The 23,634-nt window shown below is 36.4% G+C and carries 23 protein-coding genes; 9 read left to right on the plus strand and 14 right to left on the minus strand.

The features are described from left to right. Positions 1-13: 13 nt before the first annotated feature. The gene (locus EL259_RS00810) at positions 14-598 is read right to left on the minus strand and encodes an acetate uptake transporter (RefSeq protein ID WP_232019055.1); all 585 of its coding nucleotides are present in this window, start codon (positions 596-598) and stop codon (positions 14-16) included. A 241-nt stretch (positions 599-839) separates the two neighbouring features. Here EL259_RS00810 and EL259_RS00815 point away from each other — a divergent pair, with 241 nt between their 5' ends. Next, entirely contained in the window at positions 840-2,603 is a 1,764-nt protein-coding gene (locus EL259_RS00815) for a cation:proton antiporter (RefSeq protein ID WP_126598104.1), read from the plus strand. 177 nt (positions 2,604-2,780) lie between these two features. Continuing rightward, complete coding sequence (locus tag EL259_RS00820; protein ID WP_126598106.1) at positions 2,781-4,268, plus strand: nicotinate phosphoribosyltransferase; 1,488 nt, start codon at positions 2,781-2,783, stop codon at positions 4,266-4,268. Between the two features lie 63 nt (positions 4,269-4,331). On the opposite strand, the gene EL259_RS00825 is transcribed toward EL259_RS00820, so the two are convergent. Further along, positions 4,332-4,694 (minus strand): hypothetical protein, encoded by a 363-nt coding sequence (locus EL259_RS00825; RefSeq protein WP_126598108.1) that lies wholly within the window; start codon positions 4,692-4,694, stop codon positions 4,332-4,334. A 248-nt stretch (positions 4,695-4,942) separates the two neighbouring features. Beyond that, positions 4,943-5,662, minus strand: a complete 720-nt coding sequence (gene lpxH, locus EL259_RS00830) for a UDP-2,3-diacylglucosamine diphosphatase (RefSeq protein WP_126598110.1) — start codon at positions 5,660-5,662, stop codon at positions 4,943-4,945. Between the two features lie 103 nt (positions 5,663-5,765). Here lpxH and EL259_RS00835 point away from each other — a divergent pair, with 103 nt between their 5' ends. Beyond that, positions 5,766-6,500 carry a 1-acylglycerol-3-phosphate O-acyltransferase gene (locus tag EL259_RS00835; RefSeq protein WP_126598112.1) on the plus strand — a complete coding sequence of 245 codons (735 nt, stop codon included), beginning with the start codon at positions 5,766-5,768 and terminating at the stop codon, positions 6,498-6,500. Between the two features lie 4 nt (positions 6,501-6,504). Further along, positions 6,505-7,911 (plus strand): multicopper oxidase domain-containing protein, encoded by a 1,407-nt coding sequence (locus tag EL259_RS00840; RefSeq protein ID WP_126598114.1) that lies wholly within the window; start codon positions 6,505-6,507, stop codon positions 7,909-7,911. Between the two features lie 50 nt (positions 7,912-7,961). Here EL259_RS00840 and EL259_RS00845 read toward each other — a convergent pair whose 3' ends face one another. After that, positions 7,962-8,330: a hypothetical protein gene (locus EL259_RS00845; protein ID WP_126598116.1), complete on the minus strand. Its 369-nt coding sequence runs from the start codon at positions 8,328-8,330 to the stop codon at positions 7,962-7,964. A 309-nt stretch (positions 8,331-8,639) separates the two neighbouring features. On the opposite strand from EL259_RS00845, the gene lpcA reads away from it, so the two are divergent. After that, a complete protein-coding gene (lpcA, locus tag EL259_RS00850) occupies positions 8,640-9,227 on the plus strand; it encodes a D-sedoheptulose 7-phosphate isomerase (RefSeq protein ID WP_126598118.1) in 588 nt (195 codons plus the stop codon). Between the two features lie 58 nt (positions 9,228-9,285). After that, complete coding sequence (gene hemW / locus EL259_RS00855) at positions 9,286-10,452, plus strand: radical SAM family heme chaperone HemW (RefSeq protein ID WP_126598120.1); 1,167 nt, start codon at positions 9,286-9,288, stop codon at positions 10,450-10,452. A gap of 32 nt (positions 10,453-10,484) precedes the next feature. On the opposite strand, the gene fadR is transcribed toward hemW, so the two are convergent. After that, positions 10,485-11,234, minus strand: a complete 750-nt coding sequence (fadR, locus tag EL259_RS00860) for a fatty acid metabolism transcriptional regulator FadR (RefSeq protein ID WP_126598122.1) — start codon at positions 11,232-11,234, stop codon at positions 10,485-10,487. 151 nt (positions 11,235-11,385) lie between these two features. Between fadR and nhaB the strand changes: the two genes are divergently transcribed. The 3 genes from nhaB (at position 11,386) to EL259_RS00875 (ending at position 13,815) form a co-directional block, all read left to right on the plus strand. Continuing rightward, on the plus strand, positions 11,386-12,912 hold the full coding sequence (gene nhaB, locus EL259_RS00865; protein WP_126598124.1) for a sodium/proton antiporter NhaB: 1,527 nt from the start codon (positions 11,386-11,388) through the stop codon (positions 12,910-12,912). Between the two features lie 16 nt (positions 12,913-12,928). Beyond that, positions 12,929-13,471: a disulfide bond formation protein DsbB gene (gene dsbB, locus EL259_RS00870; protein WP_126598126.1), complete on the plus strand. Its 543-nt coding sequence runs from the start codon at positions 12,929-12,931 to the stop codon at positions 13,469-13,471. A gap of 86 nt (positions 13,472-13,557) precedes the next feature. Further along, positions 13,558-13,815, plus strand: coding sequence for a GrxA family glutaredoxin (locus EL259_RS00875; RefSeq protein ID WP_126598128.1), 258 nt, complete (start codon positions 13,558-13,560; stop codon positions 13,813-13,815). Between the two features lie 33 nt (positions 13,816-13,848). On the opposite strand, the gene lpxD is transcribed toward EL259_RS00875, so the two are convergent. The 9 genes from lpxD to pyrH all read right to left on the minus strand — a co-directional run bounded on the left by lpxD (position 13,849) and on the right by pyrH (position 23,555). Beyond that, positions 13,849-14,871 carry a UDP-3-O-(3-hydroxymyristoyl)glucosamine N-acyltransferase gene (gene lpxD / locus EL259_RS00880; protein ID WP_126598130.1) on the minus strand — a complete coding sequence of 341 codons (1,023 nt, stop codon included), beginning with the start codon at positions 14,869-14,871 and terminating at the stop codon, positions 13,849-13,851. 3 nt (positions 14,872-14,874) lie between these two features. Next, complete coding sequence (locus EL259_RS00885; protein ID WP_126598132.1) at positions 14,875-15,471, minus strand: OmpH family outer membrane protein; 597 nt, start codon at positions 15,469-15,471, stop codon at positions 14,875-14,877. A 102-nt stretch (positions 15,472-15,573) separates the two neighbouring features. Further along, entirely contained in the window at positions 15,574-17,973 is a 2,400-nt protein-coding gene (bamA, locus tag EL259_RS00890) for an outer membrane protein assembly factor BamA (RefSeq protein ID WP_126598134.1), read from the minus strand. 23 nt (positions 17,974-17,996) lie between these two features. Then, positions 17,997-19,328: a sigma E protease regulator RseP gene (gene rseP, locus EL259_RS00895; RefSeq protein WP_126598136.1), complete on the minus strand. Its 1,332-nt coding sequence runs from the start codon at positions 19,326-19,328 to the stop codon at positions 17,997-17,999. Positions 19,329-19,343: 15 nt separating this feature from the next. Next, the gene (locus EL259_RS00900; RefSeq protein ID WP_126598138.1) at positions 19,344-20,207 is read right to left on the minus strand and encodes a phosphatidate cytidylyltransferase; all 864 of its coding nucleotides are present in this window, start codon (positions 20,205-20,207) and stop codon (positions 19,344-19,346) included. Positions 20,208-20,221: 14 nt separating this feature from the next. Beyond that, a complete protein-coding gene (gene uppS, locus EL259_RS00905; RefSeq protein WP_126598140.1) occupies positions 20,222-20,938 on the minus strand; it encodes a polyprenyl diphosphate synthase in 717 nt (238 codons plus the stop codon). Between the two features lie 52 nt (positions 20,939-20,990). Beyond that, positions 20,991-22,184, minus strand: a complete 1,194-nt coding sequence (gene ispC / locus EL259_RS00910; RefSeq protein WP_126598142.1) for a 1-deoxy-D-xylulose-5-phosphate reductoisomerase — start codon at positions 22,182-22,184, stop codon at positions 20,991-20,993. A gap of 73 nt (positions 22,185-22,257) precedes the next feature. After that, positions 22,258-22,815, minus strand: a complete 558-nt coding sequence (gene frr / locus EL259_RS00915; protein ID WP_126598144.1) for a ribosome recycling factor — start codon at positions 22,813-22,815, stop codon at positions 22,258-22,260. Between the two features lie 23 nt (positions 22,816-22,838). Next, the gene (gene pyrH / locus EL259_RS00920; protein ID WP_126598145.1) at positions 22,839-23,555 is read right to left on the minus strand and encodes a UMP kinase; all 717 of its coding nucleotides are present in this window, start codon (positions 23,553-23,555) and stop codon (positions 22,839-22,841) included. Between the last annotated feature and the right edge of the window lie 79 nt (positions 23,556-23,634).

Consider the following 23,634-nt stretch of genomic DNA (forward strand, 5'->3'; position numbering starts at 1 on the left):
CATAAAATATACGCTACTCTTTCGGTTTATATTCTCCAATTGGGAAAATGGTACGCCCGTAATTTTCATTAATCATTTGAGCACCACCAAGATAGAAAGCAAGAATCCCTGAAATAAGGCCTAGCCAACCACCAAGATGTAAGAAAGTCGTACCGGCACCAAAATTACCTGCTGCAAGCGAGAACAAAGTAAGGATCACAAAGATTAATGTAGCTTGTAGTACGCGGTCTTTATTTAGACTCATTGCAAATAATCCGCAAGTAAAGGCACCCCAAACTAACAGATACCAACCTGTAAAATTATCGGTTACTCCTTTTGTAAAGAACATTTGTGATAATACAAATGACCACCAAAAGGCACCAAAACCACCAAAAGCGGTAAAACCGAATGTATCACCTTTAAAATAACAAAGAAGACCTACAATAAACTGTACTGTCCCACCAAATGCAATCCCCATCGCTAATACAAGCCCTATATTTGAGATAGAATATTCACCAGCATTAATAAGAGCAAGGAGCCATGTACTGAGTGCAAAAGAGAAAAGCCCAAGTGGACCTGGATTTCCGGTTGTTTTTTCAATTTTGACTGGCATTTCCATATATTACCTTCCTTTTCAATAAGTTAAATAATAGAATCAAGTAGCTATTAAACTATGAATAGTTACTCTACTGATATATTAGTATATTTAAAATTCTATTCAAGATTATTTATTGTTCTTTTTGCGTTTATTTTTTAACTTGATTTTGCTTGTTAACACATCCTTTCTTTTTCCTTTTCTTCTGACGTGTTCTTTTATACAATTTCCCAAACTAACACAATGACTTATCAGAAGGATTCCTATGGACACTTCCCTTTTACTAGCATTAGTAATTGCATTTGGTATTGGTGCACAATGGCTAGGTTGGTACACCAAACAACCTGCGATTCTATTTTTACTCGCCATTGGTATTTTAGTTGGACCTGTATTGCATATATTCCAACCCGATAAAGTATTAGGTGATTTACTTTTTCCATTCATCTCATTGGGTGTTGCGGTAATTTTATTTGAAGGTGCGCTTACATTAGAATTTGATGAGATTACCCATCATGGTCGAATCATTCGCTTACTAGTTTCGGTAGGGATGTTGATCACTATCTCTGTACTTTCCCTCGCCTGTTATTTTTTATTTAATGTAGATTGGCGTATTGCTTTATTATTTGGTTCACTCGTATGCGTAACAGGTCCAACGGTTATCGCCCCACTATTACGTAGTGTTCATCCAACGGCAAATATTGCTAATATTTTAAAATGGGAAGGGATTTTAGTTGATCCAGTTGGTGCAATCGCTGTCGTCCTCGTTTATGAGTATATTATTTCAGGTGGGGATGCGAATGAGTTTGGAACTTTTTCTAAACTCGTACTCATCGCTGCTGTATTAGGGTATGTCGGTGCATGGGTTCTTGCTAAACTAATTAAACGACACTTAGTGCCAGAATACTTGCGTAATGTTTTTGTTCTCGCTTTTATTTTAGCTATATTTACCTTTTCTAATCATTTATCGCACGAATCAGGGTTACTTACCGTTACCATTCTCGGTGTAGCGTTGGCAAACTGGAAAGGATTCCCGAAAGAACATATTTTAGAATTTAAAGAATCACTTACTATATTGCTGATTTCTGCACTCTTTATCATTCTTGCAGCTCGTGTTGATTTAATACAATTATGGAACGTAGGCTGGCGAGGTATCATCCTTTTATTTGTTGCCATGTTCATTGCACGCCCACTTGCAATTTGGGTATCGGCTATTGGATCAGGATTAAGTAGTAATGAAAAATGGATGATTAGCTGGATTGGTCCACGAGGAATTGTGGCTGCGGCTATTTCATCTTTAGTCGCTATTCGTTTAAAAGATTCTGGCATCAGAGGTGTAGATCTTTTAGTACCACTCGTCTTTACTATCATTATTGGCACTGTATTCATCCAAGGACTAGGAGCAAAAGCCGTTGCAAAATTATTAGGTGTTTGTAAAACAGCAGATACTGGGGTATTAATCGTTGGCGCAAACCCAACTGCTTTAACCATAGCACGTTCATTAAAAGATGCTAATGTAGATGTTTTGATTGCATCAAATCACTATGAAGATATCGCCAAAGCGAGAATGTTAGGATTTAGAACTTATTTCGGTAGTCCAATGTCAACTCATGCCGACAACAACCTTGATCTCATCGGATTAGGATATCTGTTTGCTATGAGTACAGATAAAGAGATCAATACACTCTGCCAATGGCATTATGAGCATGAATTTGGGAATGACAAAATCTTCCGTGTCCGCTTTAGTGAAGATCAAAATCAAACTAGCCGTTTAGATAAACAAGATAATCTCAAACCAAATTGGTTATTTGAACAAGGTGCAACTTATGCAAAATTAGCGAGTATGATTTCTAAAAAAGCACGGATTAAAATTACCAATCTTACTGAAAATTATACCTTTGAACAGTATAAGCAAGATAATCCTAAATGCGTGCTACTCTACACATTAGATGAAAATAATATGATTTCGATTATTAACGAACGCAACATTCAAGTTCCTAAAAATTGTCGATTGGTCGCACTTGTGGAATAATATCGCTTTATTATTTTCTAATAAAGAAGTGGGCTTTGTATAGTATATGCTACAAAAACATACAACTAAGTCCACTTTTTGCAATTTTTGTCTATTTTAAATTTTCATCTGTTGCAATTTTGTTATACTATCGGCGTTTTTTTACTATTTACTATTTAAAACAAGTTGGTCACTGATATGGCGTATTTACAGCAAGCCACGGCTGCCCCTTTTTTACTTTGTGATTTTTATAAAATTTCTCATCGTGCACAATATCCGCAGGGAAGCGAAATTATTTACAGCACTTTCACTCCGCGTAGTAATAAAATCGCCCCTTATCTGACTCGTGCCGTTTCTTTTGGTTTTCAAGCATTTATCAAAAAATATCTCATTGATTACTTCGATCGTAATTTTTTTAGTCGTAAAAAAGATGAAATTCTCAATGAATATCAACAATTTATTCGTAAAACTTTACGTTTAGAAGATGCAGGCGAAAACCTTGCAGAACTCCATGACTTAGGGTATTTACCAATTAAAATCAAAGCGATTCCTGAAGGTCAATCTGTTGCAATCCGAGTTCCTATGTTGACCATTGAAAATACTGATAAGCGTTTCTTTTGGCTCACTAATTACTTAGAAACGCTCATCAATATGAGCATGTGGCAACCGATTGTATCAGCGAGTGTTGCCCGAACATATCGCCTATTTTTAACGCAAATAGCCTATAAAACTTGCGATGATTTAACGCATATTCCCTTCCAGGCACACGATTTTTCTATGCGTGGTATGAGTTCTCTTGAATCAGCAGAAACATCGGGAGCGGCTCACTTAACTGCATTTGTAGGTACAGATACTATTCCTGCTATCCAATTTGTTGATTACTATTACGGCAGTGAAGCATTAATTGGGACATCTATTCCCGCTTCAGAACATTCCGTCATGAGCGCACACGGTGTTGAAGAACTATCAACATTCCGCTATCTGATGCAACAATTCCCAGATACCATGCTTTCTATTGTGGCTGATACTACAGATTTTTGGTATAACATCACGGTCAATCTTCCGCAGCTCAAAGATGAAATTATGGCTCGTCCCGAACATGCCAAAATTATTATTCGTCCTGATAGCGGAGACAGTTATAAAATTATTTGTGGCGATCCTGATGCTAAAACAGAACATGAACGTAAAGGGCTTATACAGTGTTTATGGGATATCTTTGGTGGAAAAATCAATGGTAAAGGTTATAAAGTCTTAAATTCTCATATCGGGGCTATTTATGGCGATGGCGTAAATTATGAAAAGATGTGCCGTATTTTAGAAGGGCTAGAAAAACTAGGCTTTGCCTCTTCTAATCTTGTCTTTGGCGTAGGTTCCCTAACCTATCAAAATCATTTACGTGATACTCTAGGATTTGCTGTTAAAGCCACTTCTATCACCATTAATGGCGAAGAAAAAGCAATTTTTAAAGCGCCGAAAACTGATGACGGTTTAAAAAAATCACAACGTGGGCGTATCAAAGTATTATCACTTGATAATTTTATTGATGGACTAAATGCTTCGGATAATTTTGAAGATGATATTTTAGAAACGATCTTTGAAAATGGAGAATTGGTGAAAACTACAACCTTTGATGAAATTCGCCAACGCCTTGATGATGATATCATTCAACATCTTGCTTTAATCTAAAATAACACGCCCCAATTTTCATAAAATTTTTCAGAAATTGGGGCGTGTTCTATTTTCTATATTTTAACTTTTAGATACAGGCTGAATTTGTTCCAAAAATTTAACTAAATCACCTTCCATAATACCATCTATTGTTAGACGAACATCATGCGGTTTAAATGTTACAAAAGCTTTGCCATGTGGAGGCATCTGGACTAATTGGGTTTGTTCTACTTCACGTTTCACCCAAACTTCAGCTTTTTTAGCATGAGGCAAAATAGCAAAAAAAGCATTACGGCTAATCAACCATAAGCTTTTATTCACGCCGAGTAGGCAAGGTTCAAGTTTATCATCAATTTTTTGTAATGCTTCTTTATAAGGCTGAATATTTAATTCAGGAAACATATGTTCAATAGCTTTTAGATTAGGTGCATAAAAATCATTCATTTTATATCTCCTTTAACGACTATCTAATACCCTATTGCTGTGATGACGTCCTAGAATCATTATTTCAGAACATTGGCTTATTTATTCGAAATAAGACTCTCTGCATCAAGCGATCGTTTATGACGATATAACATAAAATTTAGATAAATTATCTTTGAAATAATTGTACAAATTTTCTATATCGTTGAAGTCATTGTACGATTTTTATTTAAATAATCTAGTTTTTTAATACCATCTTTTCATTTATTTTAAGATAAAGATTCATTAAAAAAACTACATTTCCCATCACTTTCCACGCACAATATTGAAGATGTCTTACCCCAATCTCCAAGAACAATGCGCATTCCCTCTGTAATTTCATGAATATTTTGTCGATGGGTATGCCCATGAATAACAGTTTTTACCTGAAATTGACGCATAATTTTAGTCACAAAATCTGCATTTACATCCATAATTTCTATCGCTTTTTGACGTTTATCCGCTTGGCTCTTTTGTCTAATTTTTTGTGCAATTTTAAGTCGTAATGCTAGTGGTAATTTTAAAAATAACCATTGTCGCCATTTTTGTTGTACTTTTTTACGATATTGCTGATATTTAACATCATCAATACATAAAGTATCCCCATGGCACAATAATGTTGGCTTACCATATAAATCAATGACTGTATAATCTGGCAGTAACGTCATGTGACATGCTTGTGCAAAACGTTTTCCGACTAAAAAATCACGGTTTCCTGCTACAAAATAACATTCGATACCTTGTTCAGATAATTCTAGAAGTTGTGTTTTAACGATATCAATAACAGGTGATTTTTCATCATCACCAATCCAAAAATCAAAAAGATCACCAAGAATATAAAGTTTATCTGCCGTTTTAGCGTGTTTTTGTATGAAATCAACAAATAGTGCAGTTAAATCTGGGCGACCATCACTTAAATGTAAATCAGAAATAAAAAAAGTTTTGTGCATAAATAAAAATCCAAAAAAATTTAATCTAGACTATCATTTTTTTCGACGCTTCTATATAAAAATTGCTATACTTAGGAGAATTTTTTTGAATGGATTTTAAATTATGCTTGCTATTATTCGTTTTATACTTGTACTAATTTCTTGTATTTTAATTTGTCTTTTGGGAACAATTTATTCACTTATTCGTTTTAAAAATCCGAATAATGTAGGGCAAATTTCTCGTTGGTTTGGGCGTTTAAACCGCTTATTTGGACTTAAAGTAGAATATCGTTTCAATCCTAAATCACCTACCACGCCTGCTATTTACATTAGTAACCACCAAAACAACTATGACATGGTAACCTTAGCTTATATGGTACAACCTCGTACTGTAAGTGTCGGTAAACGTTCTCTTATGTGGATTCCTCTTTTTGGTATTCTTTTCTGGGCAAGTGGTAATATCTTCCTTGATCGCAATAATCGCAAAAAAGCTCAGCATACGATGAATGAATTAGCGAACCGTATTAATAAAGATCAACTCTCTCTTTGGATATTCCCTGAAGGTACCCGTAGTCGTGGTCGTGGTTTATTACCTTTTAAAACGGGTGCATTCCATGCCGCTATTGCTGCTGGAGTACCTATTGTGCCAGTTATTTGTTCAACTACCCATAATCAAGTAAAATGGAATCGTTGGGATAATGGCTACGCCATCTGCGAAGAACTCGATCCAATTGATGTAAGCGGTTATACTCGAGACAATGTCCGTGAATTAGCTGCTTACTGCCGTGATGTTATGGAAAAACGTATTGCTGAGCTAGATGCTGAAGTAGCTGCAAAAGAGAAAATGAAAAAAGATTAATACTATGAAAACGCCTCGTATTTCACGTCGTCAATTCTTTAAGCTAGCTGGTGCTACTTCTGCACTATCCTTGATACCAGAAAGTGTGCTTGCGGCAACTAGAAAACCTTTAATCATTCCCCCTCTTTTATCAAATGAGAGAGGGAGACCTGTTTTTCTCACAATAAGTACTGCTCAAGCTACACTGAGTAATTCCATTATCAACGTTTGGGGATTTAATGGTCGTTATCTTGGTCCTACCATTAAATTACAACGTGGGGAATTTGCTAAATTTAGCTGGCAAAATCAACTTTCTCAGTCTTTAGCTATTAGTTTGCAAGGATTACAAACTGAGGGTGAGCTTTATGGCGATCTTTCTCGAACGCTAAAACCTCAACAAAGCTGGGCACCAATTGTCCCTATCAGTCAACCGCCAGGTTGCCTTTATTATCATGCCTGTACTTGGAAAAATTCTGCTTATCAAACTTATCGAGGACTCGCAGGGCTTTGTATTGTAGAAGATCCTAAACTCAATGTTGATTTACCTAATCAATATGGTGTGACAGATATTCCGCTTATTCTCCAAGATATGCAATTAAGCGAAAAAGGGGAACAGATATATCAAACTGATGATTATCATTTTTTTGGTAATCGTCTTTTTGTGAACGGTCAAGAAAATTCATTTTTTAATGCATTAACAGGCATGATTCGGTTACGTTTGGTTAATGCTTCGGTAAGTCGTGCTTATCATCTGCATTTTGAAGATGATCGCTCATTTCAATTAATTGCTCGTGATCAAGGATTTTTACCCCAAGCTGTTACGGTAAAATCATTACATTTAGCTCCAAGTGCACGGGCAGAAATTTTAGTAGATCTCTCTCAAGGTGGAAATGCAAAACTTTTAGCAGGTGAAAAACAAGATTTATTTAATCGCATAAAAGATCTGTTCGACCCTCATATTTTGACGAATCATCTTGTTGTTGAATTACGAACTATGGGACTTGCTTCTGCTTTCAATTCGCCTAAACATTATCAATTTCCAACAGATGCGCCTACAGCTTTAAATTCAGCAATACAACAAACCCGCCATATTCTAATTGATACGGAAAAGGCAACAATGAATGGGGAAACATTTGATCCTCGACGACTTGATATTCGTGCTCGCAAAGGGACTACTGAACGTTGGATTATTCAAACAACTAATCCGACTACTTTCTGCGTTCGAGGTGCTAAGTTTGTCGTATCCAAAGTAGGAAAACAGCCCCAATCACCCGAAACCCTCTCCTGGTGTGATAGTGTTTACATCCCAAATACTGTCGAACTACTGGTTCGTTTTGACGAGCATTCTAGTAATCAATTTCCATTTTTCTATGGCGCTGCAGATCTTGCTCTGGTAGATGCAGGGTGCATGGGAAGTCTAGTGGTAGAATAAATATTAAAAAGACACAAATTTCAACGTTGTGTCTTTTTAACATATTCTTCTCATCGAATTTCTAAATTTAGGTAAATGACGAAAATAATACTCATTAACAGAACAATTATCATAAATGTGATCAAGGTTAATGAAATGTGAATTGATTTTAATTTAGACTCAAACTCTTTTTTTAATGAATGAAGTGCAATAAGATTGTTTCCCTTCATCGTTAAGCGTTCTTTTAGTTCTATTTTCTCACTTTGTGAAATACTCTCTTCTACCTGAGAATATAAAACAGAGTCCAATTCTTTAGCCGTTAAAAGTTCATCATCTTTGTGTATCTGTAAATGTATATCAACGTCCATTTGACACCTTTCCACTGGTCCATCTTTTTGTTTAGCAAGAATAAAATCGTTTCTTTCTTGTAAATGCTTCATTATTCATTTCTCTCAAAAAAACTGCCATATAGTTTACTCTCTAGCAAATCAGGCTTCCATCATGTTAGAGAACAAATTCGTACACTACGACCAAAATGACAATAGATAGGTTAAATTGTATTGAAAGCAACGCATAAGAGCAAATGTGAGGGTATTTTACTAAAGATAAATATGTCATGCATAGTACTTTATTCCATGGCAGGGACTGGAATCATTTTATATCTAGTCAAACATATTCTCTTTCGTTAGAATACACCATAATTTATTTTTGTCATATCCGACCAGCTAATCAACCAACAAGAGGGATATATGTATTTAGATGCAATTAAAGCTGAACTTAATGAAGCACAAAAAGTATTAAACGACTTTGTAAACGATCCTAAGAATATTGCTCTCATTCAAGAAGCAGCAATGATCATTGCCGAAAGTTTTAAAAATGGCGGTAAAGTGTTATCTTGTGGCAACGGTGGATCTCACTGCGATGCAATGCACTTTGCAGAAGAATTAACTGGTCGCTATCGTGAAAATCGTCCTGGTTTTGCTGCTATTGCGATTTCTGATGTTAGTCACTTAAGTTGCGTGAGTAATGACTTTGGCTACGAATACGTTTTCTCACGTTATGTTGAAGCCGTTGGTCAAAAAGGTGACGTACTATTCGGGCTTTCTACATCAGGAAACTCAAAAAATATCTTAAATGCTATTGAAGCAGCAAAAGCAAAAGGCATGAAAGTTATTGCGATGACAGGGAAAGATGGTGGTAAAATGGCAGGACTTGCAGATGTTGAAATCCGTGTGCCGCACTTTGGCTATGCCGATCGCATTCAAGAAATCCATATCAAAGTGATTCATATTCTTATGATGCTTATCGAATTTGAAATGGCAAAACAACAAGCCTAATCATTCATTTTTTATTTTACAAGGCAAAAACATCTGCTTTTTGCCTTTTTTAGTTATTATGAAACAATATCTTCCTCTCAGTTTATATATCCATATTCCTTGGTGCGTTCAAAAATGTCCTTACTGCGATTTTAACTCCCATCAGCAAAAGGGCGAAATCCCAGAAAAAGCCTATATCACACATTTATTAGCCGATTTAGAGTCTGACTTAGCACGCTATGCAAAAGCGATTAATGGACGAACCCTATCCAGTATTTTTATTGGCGGAGGTACCCCAAGTCTATTCAAGCCTGAAAATATAGCTTATCTTCTTTCAGAAATTGCTAAAAAGATCCCATTTTCTGAAAATATTGAAATTACCATGGAAGCCAACCCTGGTACAATTGAAGCAAATAATTTTTCCAATTTCGCTCAAGCTGGGGTCACTCGTATTTCTATGGGAATCCAAAGTTTTGCTGACGATAAACTTATTCAGCTTGGACGTATTCATAATGGTCAACAAGCCAAACAAGCCATTTCACTTGCCCATAGTTTATGGGGGAATAAATTACAAAGTTTTAACCTTGATTTAATGCATGGATTACCGACTCAATCTCTTCATCAAGCTCTAGATGATTTAAAACAGGCAATTGAATTAAATCCACCACATCTATCATGGTATCAACTTACTATTGAACCTAATACTGCTTTTGCCTCTCGCCCTCCTATCCTACCCGATGATGATGAGCTTTGGGTAATTTTTGAAGAAGGGGATAAACTCCTTAAAGCGGCAGGTTACGAACAATATGAAACCTCTGCCTATGCAAAACCAGGATTCCAATGTCAACATAACTTAAATTATTGGCGTTTTGGCGATTACCTTGCTATAGGATGTGGTGCCCATGGCAAAATATCAGATGTAAGTAGCGATACTATTGGTCATATCATTCGTTTTAGTAAAACCAAACACCCACGGGGCTATTTACAGGGAAATTATCGCTATGAGGAACGCATTATTCCTCAAGATGAATTGGCTTTTGAGTTTTTCATGAACCGATTCCGATTATTAGAACCAGTGCCAAAGATAGAATTCGAAACTTTTACTGGGTTAAAATGCCAAGATGTTGCAACCCAAATAAATATAGCCTTACAGAAAGAATTTATTACAGAATCGCCAACCTATTGGCAAATTACTCAAAAAGGTAAATTATTTTTAAACGAATTATTAACCTTGTTTTTAGACTAAACAATGCCTCGTAAAAACGAGGCATTACTTTATTATGCAAAATATTGATAATCGATATTATTATCTGGGGTAATATTTTTTAGCATTTCACTCCAAGTTCGATAACTATATTCTTGAAGCTCACGTAAAATTTGACGAACCTTTTCTACATTCCCATTTTCACATTCAACTTTTAATAATGTATAGATATGAACTGCATTTTGCCGATTACCAAAAGATGTAAAATAAAAACTTGCAACACGTTGATAAATCGTATGAAAGCTATTTAAAATAAGTGCATACACTGGTTTTTCGTCAGCAAAAGCAAACTCTCTACATAATTGAAAATCGAACTCTGCGAAGGTTTGTGCATCGTCTTGCAATGTAGGAATAGTAAGTTTAGCAAAAACATTTTTAGCCGATTGATGATAATGTTGCACAGCATGCGGGATGTAATAGTTCATCACTTCTGTTCGTAACGTTACCACGTTTTCTACAATAAGCGGTGCTAAGTCTTTATCTAACGTCAATAATGTTTGAACAATTGCAGGCCCTGCAGTATGCCAAATATCATTAACTTTTGTCGGTTTACCATGTTGAATCGTCAACCAACCATCCCGAGCAAGACGTTGTAACACTTCCCTTAATGTTGTTCGTGTAACACCAATTTTTTCTGCTAATTCTCGTTCTGCAGGTAAACATTCTCCGGGAAGAAGATTTTTATACCAAATACTTTTAACGATATATTCTTCTGCGAGTTTTGCAGGACTTTGCGCAACAAGATCAAACTGATATTTTTTCATAATTATTTAGTTGTTTTTTTGAGTAAGTAATCCAAATATGGACAAATATTTTGTGATTTAGGTAACACTTTTGAGGTCAGTCAATGCAATCAAAGACTAGAGTATATTATAATTCTTAGCATGTTGTCATAGTTTTTAAGGATTTACCCGAATGAGTAGTTTCGATTCTTTATTTAAAAATTTCCTAGGACCAAGCGCAACTTGGTACAAGATTACTATTATATTTTTTCTAATTTTAAACCCGATTTTATTTTTTGCGGTAGATCATTTTATCGCAGGTTGGGTATTAGTTGCAGAATTTATTTTTACCCTCGCCATGGCATTAAAATGCTATCCGCTCCAACCCGGTGGATTATTAAGTCTTGAAGCCGTCCTTATTGGCATGACAACTCCACATCATATTTCTCAAGAAATTATGAATAATTTTGCGGTTATCTTACTTTTGATGTTTATGGTCGCGGGCATTTACTTTATGAAACAACTTTTGTTGTTTATTTTTACACGCCTATTATTAAGTATTCGTTCTAAAATTGTTTTATCTTTTGCTTTCTGTATAAGCGCAGCTTTCCTATCCGCATTTTTAGATGCATTAACCGTTGTTGCTGTAATCATTAGCGTGGGAATTGGTTTCTATGGTGTTTATCATAAAGTGGCTTCTGGTTTAGATTTCCAAGATTCAAATGATATCAAAGATGACAAAAATGTTGGTGAAGAACAACGCACTATTTTAGAAAATTTCCGTGCATTTTTAAGAAGTTTAATGATGCATGCAGCAATTGGTACCGCTTTAGGTGGTGTGCTCACTATGGTCGGTGAACCGCAAAATCTAATCATTGCTGAGCAAGCAAAATGGAACTTTGCTGAGTTTTTCTTACGCATGACTCCCGTCACTATCCCTGTCTTAATTTGTGGGCTACTTACTTGTCTATTTTTAGAAAAATTCAAAATTTTCGGCTATGGTGAAGAACTACCGCCTCAAGTTTTTGAAGTACTCCGCGACTATGCAAAACAAAGCGATGCTAAAATGACAAAACGTGATCGTATGAACCTTATCTTACAAGGCATCGTTGGTATTTGGCTCATTATCGGATTAGCTTTCCACCTCGCAGATGTTGGTTTAATCGGATTAACCGTGATCATTTTAGCCACTGCATTTTGTGGCATTACCGATGAACATCAAATTGGACGTGCATTCCAAGAGGCGTTGCCATTTACCGCACTTCTAGTAGTCTTCTTCTCTGTTGTTGCTGTAATTATTGATCAACACCTTTTTGCGCCATTAATTCATTATGTGCTTTCTGCTGAAAAAGAAACACAATTGTTGCTATTCTATGTTTTCAATGGATTATTATCTGCAATTTCCGATAACGTGTTCGTTGCAACGGTTTATATTAATGAAGCAAAAATGGCATTAGCACAAAATAATATTAGTTTGGAACAATTTGAACATATTGCTGTCGCAATTAATGCGGGAACTAACCTACCATCGGTTGCAACGCCAAATGGTCAAGCTGCCTTTTTATTCCTATTAACGTCTTCAATTGCGCCACTAATTCGCCTTTCTTATGGACGTATGGTATATATGGCATTACCTTATACTGTGGTGTTATCAATCGTTGGATTTTTTGCTGTAAAATATTTACTTCCATGGTTAACCGTTCTTATGGGATATCATTAATTTTCAAAGGATTATTATGTTTCGAACGATTAAAAATCTAAGTTCTCACCGTCTGTTATGGGCGGTGCTTATTTGGTCTGCAATTATTTTTGAAGGGACTGCGTTATTTTTTCAATATGGAATGGGATTTTCCCCATGCGTCATGTGTGTATATGAGCGCGTAGCATTGTTCTGTATTTTATTCTCATGTCTCATTGCTTGGTTTGCTCCACAAACATGGTTTTGGCGTATTCTTGGATTAATCCTTGCACTAATTAGTAGTATCAAAGGTACTTTAATTGCTTTAAAACATGTGGATTTTCAACTCCACCCTTCTCCTTGGAATCAATGTGAAATTATTCCTGACTTTCCACATTGGTTACAATTAGATAAATGGCTGCCATTTTTGTTCCATCCAACTGGATCATGTAGCGATAAAGTCTGGACATTCCTTAATTTATCTATGGCACAATGGATTTCTGTTATGTTTATTGCTTACGTTGTTGTATTCATTATTATATTAATCAGTCAATTTATCAGCAGTCAACCTAAGCGCTTAATTTTTCATAAAAATAATTAAGATAATTCGAGTAAAATAATAACGCCTCAATTTTCGTAAAATTTTATGATTTATAGACGTTACTTAAATATCAAAGGAGAGCTAATATGTTCGTTAAAATTTATGGTCGTCCAAACTGCCCATACTGCGATAAAGCAAAAGCACTCGCAGAAAAATTAAAAACCACAATGCCAGATTTTGATTATGAATATATCGATATCATTGTAGCAGGCTTAGATAAAGATGATTTATCTGATATGGCAGGTCGTCCAGTAAGTACTGTTCCGCAAATTTTTATGAATGAAATGTATGTCGGCGGATTTACTGATTTTGATGCGTTGATGAAACAACTTCTTAATAAATAATAAAAAACGGTATCATATGATACCGTTTTTTCTTTATTTTATTTTCTTTTCTAATGCTTTAAGGCGTTTATGCATTGATTGAATATCCATTGTCAACGCCGCAGTCTTACGCCATTCTTTATTAGGTTGGAGTGGAATACCAGATGAGTAAACACCTGGCTCGGTAATTGGACGCATTACCATTCCCATGCCAGTAATATTCACCTGATCACAAATTTCCATATGACCATTGATCACACTTGCTCCACCAATTAAGCAATAACGTCCCACTTTAAGACTTCCTGCCATTACAACACCACCAGCTACGGCTGTACCAGTACCAATATGTACATTGTGTGCAATTTGACAAAGGTTATCAATAATCACATTATCTTCAATAACAGTTGGATCGAGCGCCCCACTATCTATACAAGTACAAGCACCAATTTCAACATTATTTCCAATAATTACGCCACCAGTTTGAGGAATTTTCACCCAACGACCACGCTCATTGGCGTAGCCAAAACCATCGCCACCAATTACTGTACTAGATTGAATTAAGCAGTGACTACCAATTTTAACATTATGATAAATGGATACATTAGCCCATAGTTGAGTATGCGCACCGATTTCGGAATTTTTCCCGATAAAACAACCTGCACCAATAACTGCATTATCACCAATTTTAGCCCCACTTTCGATAACTGCATGAGCGCCAACACTCACATTCTCACCAAGGTAAGCATCAGCTGCGATAACTGCTGTTGAATGAATATTTTCTGCAGATTTAGGTGTTTTATCCATAAGTTGTGCTAATTTTGCGTAAGCCAAGTAAGGATCTTTTGCAATCAATAAATTGCTTTCCTCACGACAAAATGGCACATCTTCTTCGGTAACAACTAAGATGCCTGCCTGAGATTTTTCAAGTTCTGAACGGAATTTTTGATTTGAAATAAATGTTAATTGATTTGCTTTTGCTGATGTTAGAGGTGCAATACTCTCAACACAATAATCGGCATCCCCCCGAAAAGAAATGCCGAGATTATCAGCTAAAGACTTTAGCGAATAAATTTGCATGCGTTATTTAGCCTTTGTATTTGCTTTTGTTTCTGATTCTAAAACATGTAATACATCTTGTGTAAGATCTTTACCTTTTGCTGCATAAACTGCTGCTTTTTCATCTAATACAAGAGTATATTTCTTTTCTTGCGCAACTTTATCAGTTGCCACTTGAATTTCTTTTAATAGACGTTGATTTGTTGCAACAACCGCTTGTTGATTTTCTGCATTGAATGCCATTGAAGCTGATTGTAAACGTTCATATAAGCCTTTTAATTCACCTTCACTTTTTTTAGCGAATGCAGCGATATCTGCTTGACGTTGTTTCATTTGAGCTTGAGTCAATTTTGGTGCGGCTTTTTCTAACGCTTTTACTTTTGCTTCTACTTCTTTAGCAAATTTTTCTTTTGCAGCTAAGAATTGTTTTTCTTGTGTTTGAAGTTTTGCAGCAGGTGCTTTAAATTCCTGTTGTAATTTTTCAAACGCAGCTTGGCGATCTGGATGATGAGAATATAAGTATTGTACGTTAATAATACCTACATTTTCATCCGCCATTGCAACACCAGATGCTAAGCCAGCAACCAAAGTAAGTGCGGTTAATTTTGCAATTTTTTTCATTTTAATATCCTTACGGTTAAAGTTTACTTATTTAAATATGGCTTTACACTGGGTAAAGACCTCCTTACGTATATTAAGACGTAAATAATATAAAAAAGTTCACTAGAATGAGCTACCTACAGAAAATTGAAATTGTTCAATATCATCGTTAGCATATTTCTTAATTGGTTTTGCATAAGAGAATTGCAATAATCCAATTGGAGAAAACCACTGGAATGCCACCCCTGTTGATGCACGGATACGAGATGGGTCACCGAAATCTGGTAAGTTCTTATACATTTTACCATCTTTTTTCCAATGTGTATCCCATACGCTCGCCGCATCCACAAAGACAGATGTTCTTACATTAATTTGGTTTTTATCTGATAAAAATGGTGTTGGTACAATTAGTTCAGCAGTTGCTAAGCCCATTGCATTACCACCTACAACATCGTCGCTATTTATACAGAAATTATAGCCACCCTGAATATTTGAATTTAAGTTACAAGTTTGACCACGTCCTTGAGCATAAATTGCTGTAGGACCAACCGCACCATATGCGAAACCACGTAGGCTACCGATACCACCAGCACTATAATATTGATAGAATGGTAAACGACGTCCACCAAAGCCATCTGCATAATTTGCGGAAACTTTACCATGAAGTACCCATAGGTGATCACGATCAAGTGGATAATATCCTTGTGCTTCGGCATTTAGGCTATAATATTTATTATCAGAACCTGGTAACATAACACGTCCACCAAAATTCGCTCTTACGCCAGAAGTCGGGAAGAAACCACGATCAAGACTGTTGTAGTTCCATCCAAAAGATAATGGATAGTCTAATGAATTAAAATTCCATCCACCGTAATTCATTGATTCTTTATAGAGCCAACGGTGATATTCTGGTGTCACGTCGTAAAGTTTGTTTTTAATAATGCCTAGTCCAATATAGTAGGCATTGTTTTCATTTACAGGGAAACTTAAAGTACCATTTACCCCATAGCTAGTTTTGCTATAGCTTGCTACGTTATCATTTGATGAGTTATCGTATTTATTATAGAAAATACTTCCACCTAAACTTACCCCATCTTTTGTAAAATAAGGTTCGTTATAAGTTAAACTTAAATTTTTACCATAATCATCATGAGAACCTTGTAAGGCTACAGAAGATCCCAATCCTAAGAAGTTATCTTGCTGTACACTTACGTTATAACTAAAACCACTTTCAGTACCATACCCGATACCAAAGTTGACACTTCCCGTATTACGTTCTTTTACTTTATAAATAACATCTAGTTGGTCATCTTTACCTGGTACAGAAACAGTTTGCGCATCAACGGTTTCAAAGAAACCTGTACGATCTAGACGAACTTTCCCTAGCTGTACAAGTTGAGATGAAAGCCAGCTACCTTCTTGTTGGCGCATTTCTTGGCGTAATGTACTATCAGATGTTGAAGTATTACCTTCAAAACGAATTTCACGAACGGTATAACGTTTTCCTGCATTCACAACAAAGGTTAAGGTCATGGTTTTATTTGCATCATCAAACTTCGGACTCACTTGTACTTGCGGTCTGCCATATCCCTGATTTCCTAAAACGGCTTTAATTTTATCTTCAGCTGCCGCAACATCTGTTTGGCGGAAAGTTTCACCCAATTTAATTTCTTTCAAGGCATCATCAAATTTACTCGGTGCAATACCACCAAGATCACCAACAATCTGTGCATGTGTTACGCTATATTGTTCACCTTCATTGATATCAATGGTCACATTCGCTTGAGTCTTATCTTTATTTAGCTGAACATCCGTCCCAGTGATTTGCATTTTTGCATAACCATGATTGAGATAGAATTGGTGAAGTGCATCTAAATCTTTACCAAATTTCGCTTCTTCAAATTTTCCACCAAATAATTTCCACCATGCTGTCGGAGAAAGACTCATTTCATCTTCCAAATCACCACTACTAAACGCTTTATTACCGTGGAAGGTAATAGACTCTAATACCGCTTTCTCGCCTTCATTGATAATGAGTTTTACGTTAGCTCGATTATTTGGCAAACGTGTAATTTCAGGGGTAACAGTTGCATTATAATGTCCTGTACTTTGAAAATATTTCACCATTTCTTGTGCAAAATTATTCAATTTAGCACGATTTAAAATATCGCCTTGTGCAAATCCACTATTTTTTAAGTTATCTTTAATCGCAGCATCAGGAATAGATTTATTGCCAGAAAAAGTTACGTTATTAATTGTTAGTTGAGGTTGAACAGAAATTTTTAAAGTATTTCCAGATTGTTGAATACTTGGCGCATCATATCCTTCAGAATAAAGAAGACGCACTAAATTAGAAATATCCTGTTCATTTACTGTAATGCCAGGCTTAACGGGAAGATGAGAAATAAAACTTTCCTGCGCATCGGGCTGAATCCCTTCAACATCAATATGTCGAACAACGAAAGGAGATGCAAACGTCGTTGCCGAACCTAAAAGTAAACTGGTTACCAATATTTTTTTCATACCAAAAATTTCCCTTAATACTCTTATAAACGTAATAAATCATTGAATAAAGCAAAAGCTGTGAGCATTAATAACAAAATAGCTCCTATCTGATAAGCCACTTGCTGTACTCTTTCCGAAACAGGCTTACGCTTAATACTTTCAATTATTAAAAATAATAAATGTCCACCATCAAGTACAGGTAATGGAAAGAGATTCATAATACCAAGATTAACACTAATTACCGCTAAAAAACTTAAGTAGTAAACAAGTCCGATCTGCGCCATCATTCCAGCCCCTTTGGCAATAGAAATCGGCCCGCTTAAATTTTTTGCCGATAATTGACCAGTTAATAGTTTACCAATCACTTTAATTGTTAGCCATGATAAATTTGCCGTTTTTTCAACACCCTGTTTTAAAGCCTGCCATGGATTAGCACGTAAAACTGTTCGATAAATCGCATCTATCGGTTTCACCGAAGGTGCTAAACCAACCATAAAACGCCCCTGCTCATTTTTAACAGGCGTAATAGTGGTATTAAAAACGTCATCTTTTCTGACAACGCTCACTGGGATAGGGTTCCCCTTTTCAACTTCTTGAATAAACGTATCCCATTGAATATTGCGCCCATTTGGCTGCATTAATTGATCACCAACTTGCAGCCCCGCCCGTTCAGCGGGTGAATTTTTCACAACACGTGATAATTTCATATAAACAGTTGGCATGACGGGCTCAATTCCTAAGGCACCGAATGCAGATTTTTTCTCTTCATCGTATTGCCAGCCTCTAATATCCAATTTCTTATGGATACTGCGGCGATCTGTCAAAGAAGTTAATGTCAAATCTACTTGCTTTTCCCCTATTTTAGATGCAAGAAGCATATTGATCGTATCCCAATCTTCTACGGGTTCGCCGTCGATTGCGGTAATTTGTGTATCCAGCGGTAAATTCGCTTGTTGTGCGATAGAATGAGGTACTACCCCTGCTATGACAGGTTTTAAAGTGGGAATACCGATCATAAGTACGACCGCATACAATACGACTGCAAGAAGTAAATTTGCAATGGGTCCAGCGCTGACGATAAACATCCGTTGCCAAACTGTTTTATTATTAAATGCGTAAGGTTTTAATGCTTCTGGAACATCTTCTTGACGTTCATCTAGCATTTTTACGTAACCGCCTAATGGAATAGCTGAAATAGCAAACTCTGTTCCAGACTTACCTACTCGGCGCCAAAGGATTTTTCCAAAACCAATGGAAAAGCGTTCGATTTTAACGCCACAACGGCGTGCAGCCCAAAAATGACCATATTCATGAAAAGCAACAAGAATACTAATTGCTACCACAAAGCCTAATACAGACCACACAACCGTCATTTTCTTTACCTTTTACTAAAGTACGTAGAAATAGAAGAAAGCGAAAAATGGTACTGCAGCAGCCAAACTATCAATACGATCTAAAACGCCACCATGTCCAGGTATTAAATGACTACTGTCTTTAATACCCACATCACGTTTAAACATACTTTCAGTCAAATCACCTAAGATAGAAACAGCAACCGTTACGATTGAAAGTAAAATAAATTGATGCATAGGAACTTGGAATGCGCTACCTGCAACAAATTTTACGAATACGAAGGCTAAAATTGCTGCGCTAATTAAACCACCAATAACGCCTTCCCAAGTTTTACCTGGCGATACTTTTGGTGCAAGTTTATGTTTACCGAATGCACGTCCCGCAAAATAAGCACCAGAATCCGCTGCCCATACCAGGATAAATACATAAAGAAGTAAAATGATACCGTGTGAAGATGAACCAATATATTCATTTAAACGTAATTTTAAAACGGCAACAAAGAAAGGAACTAAGGTACACGCACCAAAGATAAATTGAAGGAAGGTTGAATGTGACCAAAGTTTTGCTGATTTTGGATAAGTAACCACAAAACAAAGTGCTACAACCCACCAAATTACGGCAATTAGCAATATTGGTTGTGCAACATTAATAAAAACACGCCCTGCATTTAAATAGCTTTGCGAACTATAAATCCATACAAAAAGGAAACAACCAAATACGGCGGATACGAATAAGCGCCAAAATATTTTTCGAATATCTGCAAATTGCGTCCATTCCCAAACCGCAAGCGTAGTAGCAAGCCCTACCGTTAACGAAAAATAGAATGGATTAAATAAAAAAAGTGCGGCAAAAATAAATGCTAATAAAGCAATTGCCGATAAAATGCGATCTTTAAGCACAAAAAAGTCCTCGATTAGGAACCGCCAAAACGGCGTTCTCGTTGTTGAAAGTTTATTACAGCTTGATGGAATACCTGTTCCGTAAAATCAGGCCACAATACGTCCGTAAAAAATAATTCTGCATAGGCTGCTTGCCATAACAAGAAATTACTTAGACGTTGCTCCCCACTCGTACGGATCAAAAGATCAACGGGGGGAGCGTTCTCTGTGACTAAATATTTTTGAAAATCATCTTCTGTCACATTGTCTAATGCCACTTCGCCACCATCATATGCGATAGCTAATTTTTTAGCCGCTTGTAAGATATCCCAACGACCACCATAATTAGCTGCGACATTCAAAACTAATGCAGTATTATTTTCGGTTAATTTTTCTACCTGTTTGATTTTATTTTGTAATTTTTCACTGAAACGTGAGCGATCACCAATAATTTTCAAACGAATGTTATTTTTATGCAATTCATGACTTTGTTTTTCTAGTGCTTGCATAAAAAGCAACATAAGTGCAGAAACCTCTTTTGCAGGTCGATTCCAGTTTTCACTACTGAAAGCATATAAAGTTAATACACGAACGCCCATCTTTGTCGCATAACGAACAGCTTCCTGCACTGCACGAACGCCATTCTTATGACCAAAAATTCGCATACGCCCTTTCTGTTTTGCCCAACGACCATTACCATCCATAATAATTGCAACGTGTTGCGGAACGTTTAAAGTTTTGTTTTGTAGCATTTGTTATCTCAATAAATTTTTCGCGGCTAACTATACCACAAGCAAACAATGGTTAAAAAGTAGAAATGAATGCTTTTGCCATTTGTCTTGCTTCTTTGTCGATTGTCAACACATCTTCTACTGATTTAATCACAGTCGGCTGAATTTTTTCCACAACATATTGATTAATTTTAGCAATATCGGTGAAACGTACTTTTCGATCTAAGAAAGCTGCTACAGCAATTTCATTCGCTGCATTCATCGCTGTCGTTGCATATTGTCCTGCTGCAAACGCATCAATCGCTAATTTTAAGCAAGGATAACGATTATAATCAGGCGCTAAGAAGGTCAGTCCATTTAATTTATAAAAATCTAATGGTTCAACACCTGAAAAAATACGATTAGGGTAAGCCATTGTTTCCGCAATTGGTGTACGCATGTCTGGATTCCCCATTTGGGCAATCACAGATCCATCAATATAACGCACCATAGAATGGATAATGGATTGTGGATGAATAATGACTTCCATCTCATCAGCACTTGCGTTAAAAAGCCAGCGTGCCTCGATATATTCAAGTCCTTTATTCATCATCGTCGCAGAATCAACGGAAATTTTACGCCCCATTGACCAGTTAGGATGAGATACCGCCTGCTCTGGGGTAATATTTGGAAATTCTTGTAAATCGGTATAACGGAACGGACCACCTGATCCCGTTAAGACAATTTTACTTACTCCCAGATCTTTTAGCGGACAAAATCCGATCTGGCGTTGTGCTTCTGGCGGTAGAGATTGAAAAATTGCATTATGTTCACTATCTACTGGCAAGAGTTGTGCATTGTTTTTCTTTACTTCATCTAGGAAAAGTTGCCCGCAAGTTACTAAACTTTCTTTATTGGCTAATAAAACTCGCTTACCTGCTTTAATCGCTGAAAGGGTTGGCAATAATCCTGCTGCTCCCACAATCGCTGCCATCACTTGATCGGCATCAGGATGTGCAGCTAAATCACAGATAGCTTGTTCACCACTTAAAACTTGTGTTGACGCCCCAATTTTCGCTAAATTTTTTGCTAATTCTTCGGCTGCAACCTCATCTGCCATTGCAGCAAAATTAGGTTGGAATTTAATACATTGTGCCAACATTTTCTGCGCATTTTTACCACCAATCAGTGCAAAAGCACGATATTGCATTGGATTGTGTTCAATCACGGATAAGGTACTTTGCCCAATCGAACCCGTTGATCCCAAAATAACCAAGTTCTGTTGCATATTCTTTTTCCTAGATAAATTAAAAAATTATAAAAAAGGACGCTCAGGCAAGCGTCCTAATTCAAAAATATGATTAGAAATCAAGTAATTCTTTTTCTTTAACCGCTAACACTTCATCCACTTTTTTCACATACATGTCTGTAATTTTTTGGATTTCATCTTGTGCACGGCGTTCTTGATCTTCACTGATTTCTTTATCTTTTACTAAAGATTTTACTTGGTCATTTGCATCACGACGAATATTACGTAACGCTACTTTGCCTTGTTCAGCTTCGGCTTTTACAAGTTTGATTAAATCGCGACGACGTTCTTCAGTCAATGGTGGGAGTGGAACACGAATCGTTGTCCCTGCTGATGCTGGGTTTAAACCTAAATCTGAAGTTAAGATTGCTTTTTCAACTGCAGAAATCATACTACGATCGAAAACAGTTACCGCTAAAGTACGTGCGTCTTCAGCGACAACGTTTGCAAGTTGACGTAATGGGGTTGCAGAACCATAGTATTCAACTTGGATACCATCTAAAAGACTAGGTTGTGCACGTCCAGTACGGATTTTAGCAATATGATTTTTAAAAGTTTCAATACTTTTTTCCATGCGGTCTTGCGCATCTAATTTAATTTCATTAATCACGTTTTTTTCCTTCTATAAAAATATTATTCACTTACTAAAGTGCCTTCTGCACGACCAAGAACCACATTGCGTAACGCACCTGGTTTACCCATATTAAATACACGGATTGGAAGATGATGATCACGCGCTAAAGTAAAGGCATTTAAGTCCATCACTTTTAGTTCTTTACGAATGACATCATCATAGGTTAAATGTGAATATAAGGTTGCATCATCAAATTTAGCAGGATCTTTATCGTAGATTCCATCTACTTTGGTTGCTTTTAATACAACATCCGCTTCAATTTCAATACCACGTAAACAAGCAGCAGAATCTGTTGTACAGAATGGGTTACCTGTCCCTGCAGAGAAAATCACTACACGTTTTTCACGCAACATTTTAATCGCTTCCGCCCAGTTATAAGTATCACACACTGCGGTTAATTGGAAAGCAGACATTAATTTTGCATTAACATCGGTACGGAATAGTGCATCACGAAGGGCTAAGCCATTCATTACAGTCGCCAACATCCCCATATGATCACCAACAACACGATTCATCCCTGCAGCCGCAAGTTTCGCACCACGGAAAAGGTTTCCACCACCAATTACTACGCCAACTTCCACACCCATTTCTACGAGTTCTTTAATTTCTGACGCCATTCTATCTAAAATTGTCGGATCGATACCAAAGCCTTCTGGACCTTGTAACGCTTCACCACTTAATTTCAATAAAATACGATTATAAATTGGTTTTTCCACCTTGAATCCCCTTCTAAATTTAACTTACAAAATTCTTCTTATTATAAAGCAACCCCTATCCACTTAAAAGGATAACATA

Source organism: Actinobacillus delphinicola, assembly GCF_900638385.1.
GTDB lineage: Bacteria > Pseudomonadota > Gammaproteobacteria > Enterobacterales > Pasteurellaceae > Actinobacillus_C > Actinobacillus_C delphinicola.

What these genes read in the sequence shown, in the direction of transcription:
- EL259_RS00810 (WP_232019055.1), bottom strand. Translation starts at nt 598, where the DNA reads ATGGAAATGCCAGTCAAAATTGAAAAAACAACCGGAAATCCAGGTCCA.
- EL259_RS00815 (WP_126598104.1), top strand. Translation starts at nt 840, where the DNA reads ATGGACACTTCCCTTTTACTAGCATTAGTAATTGCATTTGGTATTGGT.
- EL259_RS00820 (WP_126598106.1), top strand. Translation starts at nt 2,781, where the DNA reads ATGGCGTATTTACAGCAAGCCACGGCTGCCCCTTTTTTACTTTGTGAT.
- EL259_RS00825 (WP_126598108.1), bottom strand. Translation starts at nt 4,694, where the DNA reads ATGAATGATTTTTATGCACCTAATCTAAAAGCTATTGAACATATGTTT.
- lpxH (WP_126598110.1), bottom strand. Translation starts at nt 5,662, where the DNA reads ATGCACAAAACTTTTTTTATTTCTGATTTACATTTAAGTGATGGTCGC.
- EL259_RS00835 (WP_126598112.1), top strand. Translation starts at nt 5,766, where the DNA reads ATGCTTGCTATTATTCGTTTTATACTTGTACTAATTTCTTGTATTTTA.
- EL259_RS00840 (WP_126598114.1), top strand. Translation starts at nt 6,505, where the DNA reads ATGAAAACGCCTCGTATTTCACGTCGTCAATTCTTTAAGCTAGCTGGT.
- EL259_RS00845 (WP_126598116.1), bottom strand. Translation starts at nt 8,330, where the DNA reads ATGAAGCATTTACAAGAAAGAAACGATTTTATTCTTGCTAAACAAAAA.
- lpcA (WP_126598118.1), top strand. Translation starts at nt 8,640, where the DNA reads ATGTATTTAGATGCAATTAAAGCTGAACTTAATGAAGCACAAAAAGTA.
- hemW (WP_126598120.1), top strand. Translation starts at nt 9,286, where the DNA reads ATGAAACAATATCTTCCTCTCAGTTTATATATCCATATTCCTTGGTGC.
- fadR (WP_126598122.1), bottom strand. Translation starts at nt 11,234, where the DNA reads ATGAAAAAATATCAGTTTGATCTTGTTGCGCAAAGTCCTGCAAAACTC.
- nhaB (WP_126598124.1), top strand. Translation starts at nt 11,386, where the DNA reads ATGAGTAGTTTCGATTCTTTATTTAAAAATTTCCTAGGACCAAGCGCA.
- dsbB (WP_126598126.1), top strand. Translation starts at nt 12,929, where the DNA reads ATGTTTCGAACGATTAAAAATCTAAGTTCTCACCGTCTGTTATGGGCG.
- EL259_RS00875 (WP_126598128.1), top strand. Translation starts at nt 13,558, where the DNA reads ATGTTCGTTAAAATTTATGGTCGTCCAAACTGCCCATACTGCGATAAA.
- lpxD (WP_126598130.1), bottom strand. Translation starts at nt 14,871, where the DNA reads ATGCAAATTTATTCGCTAAAGTCTTTAGCTGATAATCTCGGCATTTCT.
- EL259_RS00885 (WP_126598132.1), bottom strand. Translation starts at nt 15,471, where the DNA reads ATGAAAAAAATTGCAAAATTAACCGCACTTACTTTGGTTGCTGGCTTA.
- bamA (WP_126598134.1), bottom strand. Translation starts at nt 17,973, where the DNA reads ATGAAAAAAATATTGGTAACCAGTTTACTTTTAGGTTCGGCAACGACG.
- rseP (WP_126598136.1), bottom strand. Translation starts at nt 19,328, where the DNA reads ATGACGGTTGTGTGGTCTGTATTAGGCTTTGTGGTAGCAATTAGTATT.
- uppS (WP_126598140.1), bottom strand. Translation starts at nt 20,938, where the DNA reads ATGCTACAAAACAAAACTTTAAACGTTCCGCAACACGTTGCAATTATT.
- ispC (WP_126598142.1), bottom strand. Translation starts at nt 22,184, where the DNA reads ATGCAACAGAACTTGGTTATTTTGGGATCAACGGGTTCGATTGGGCAA.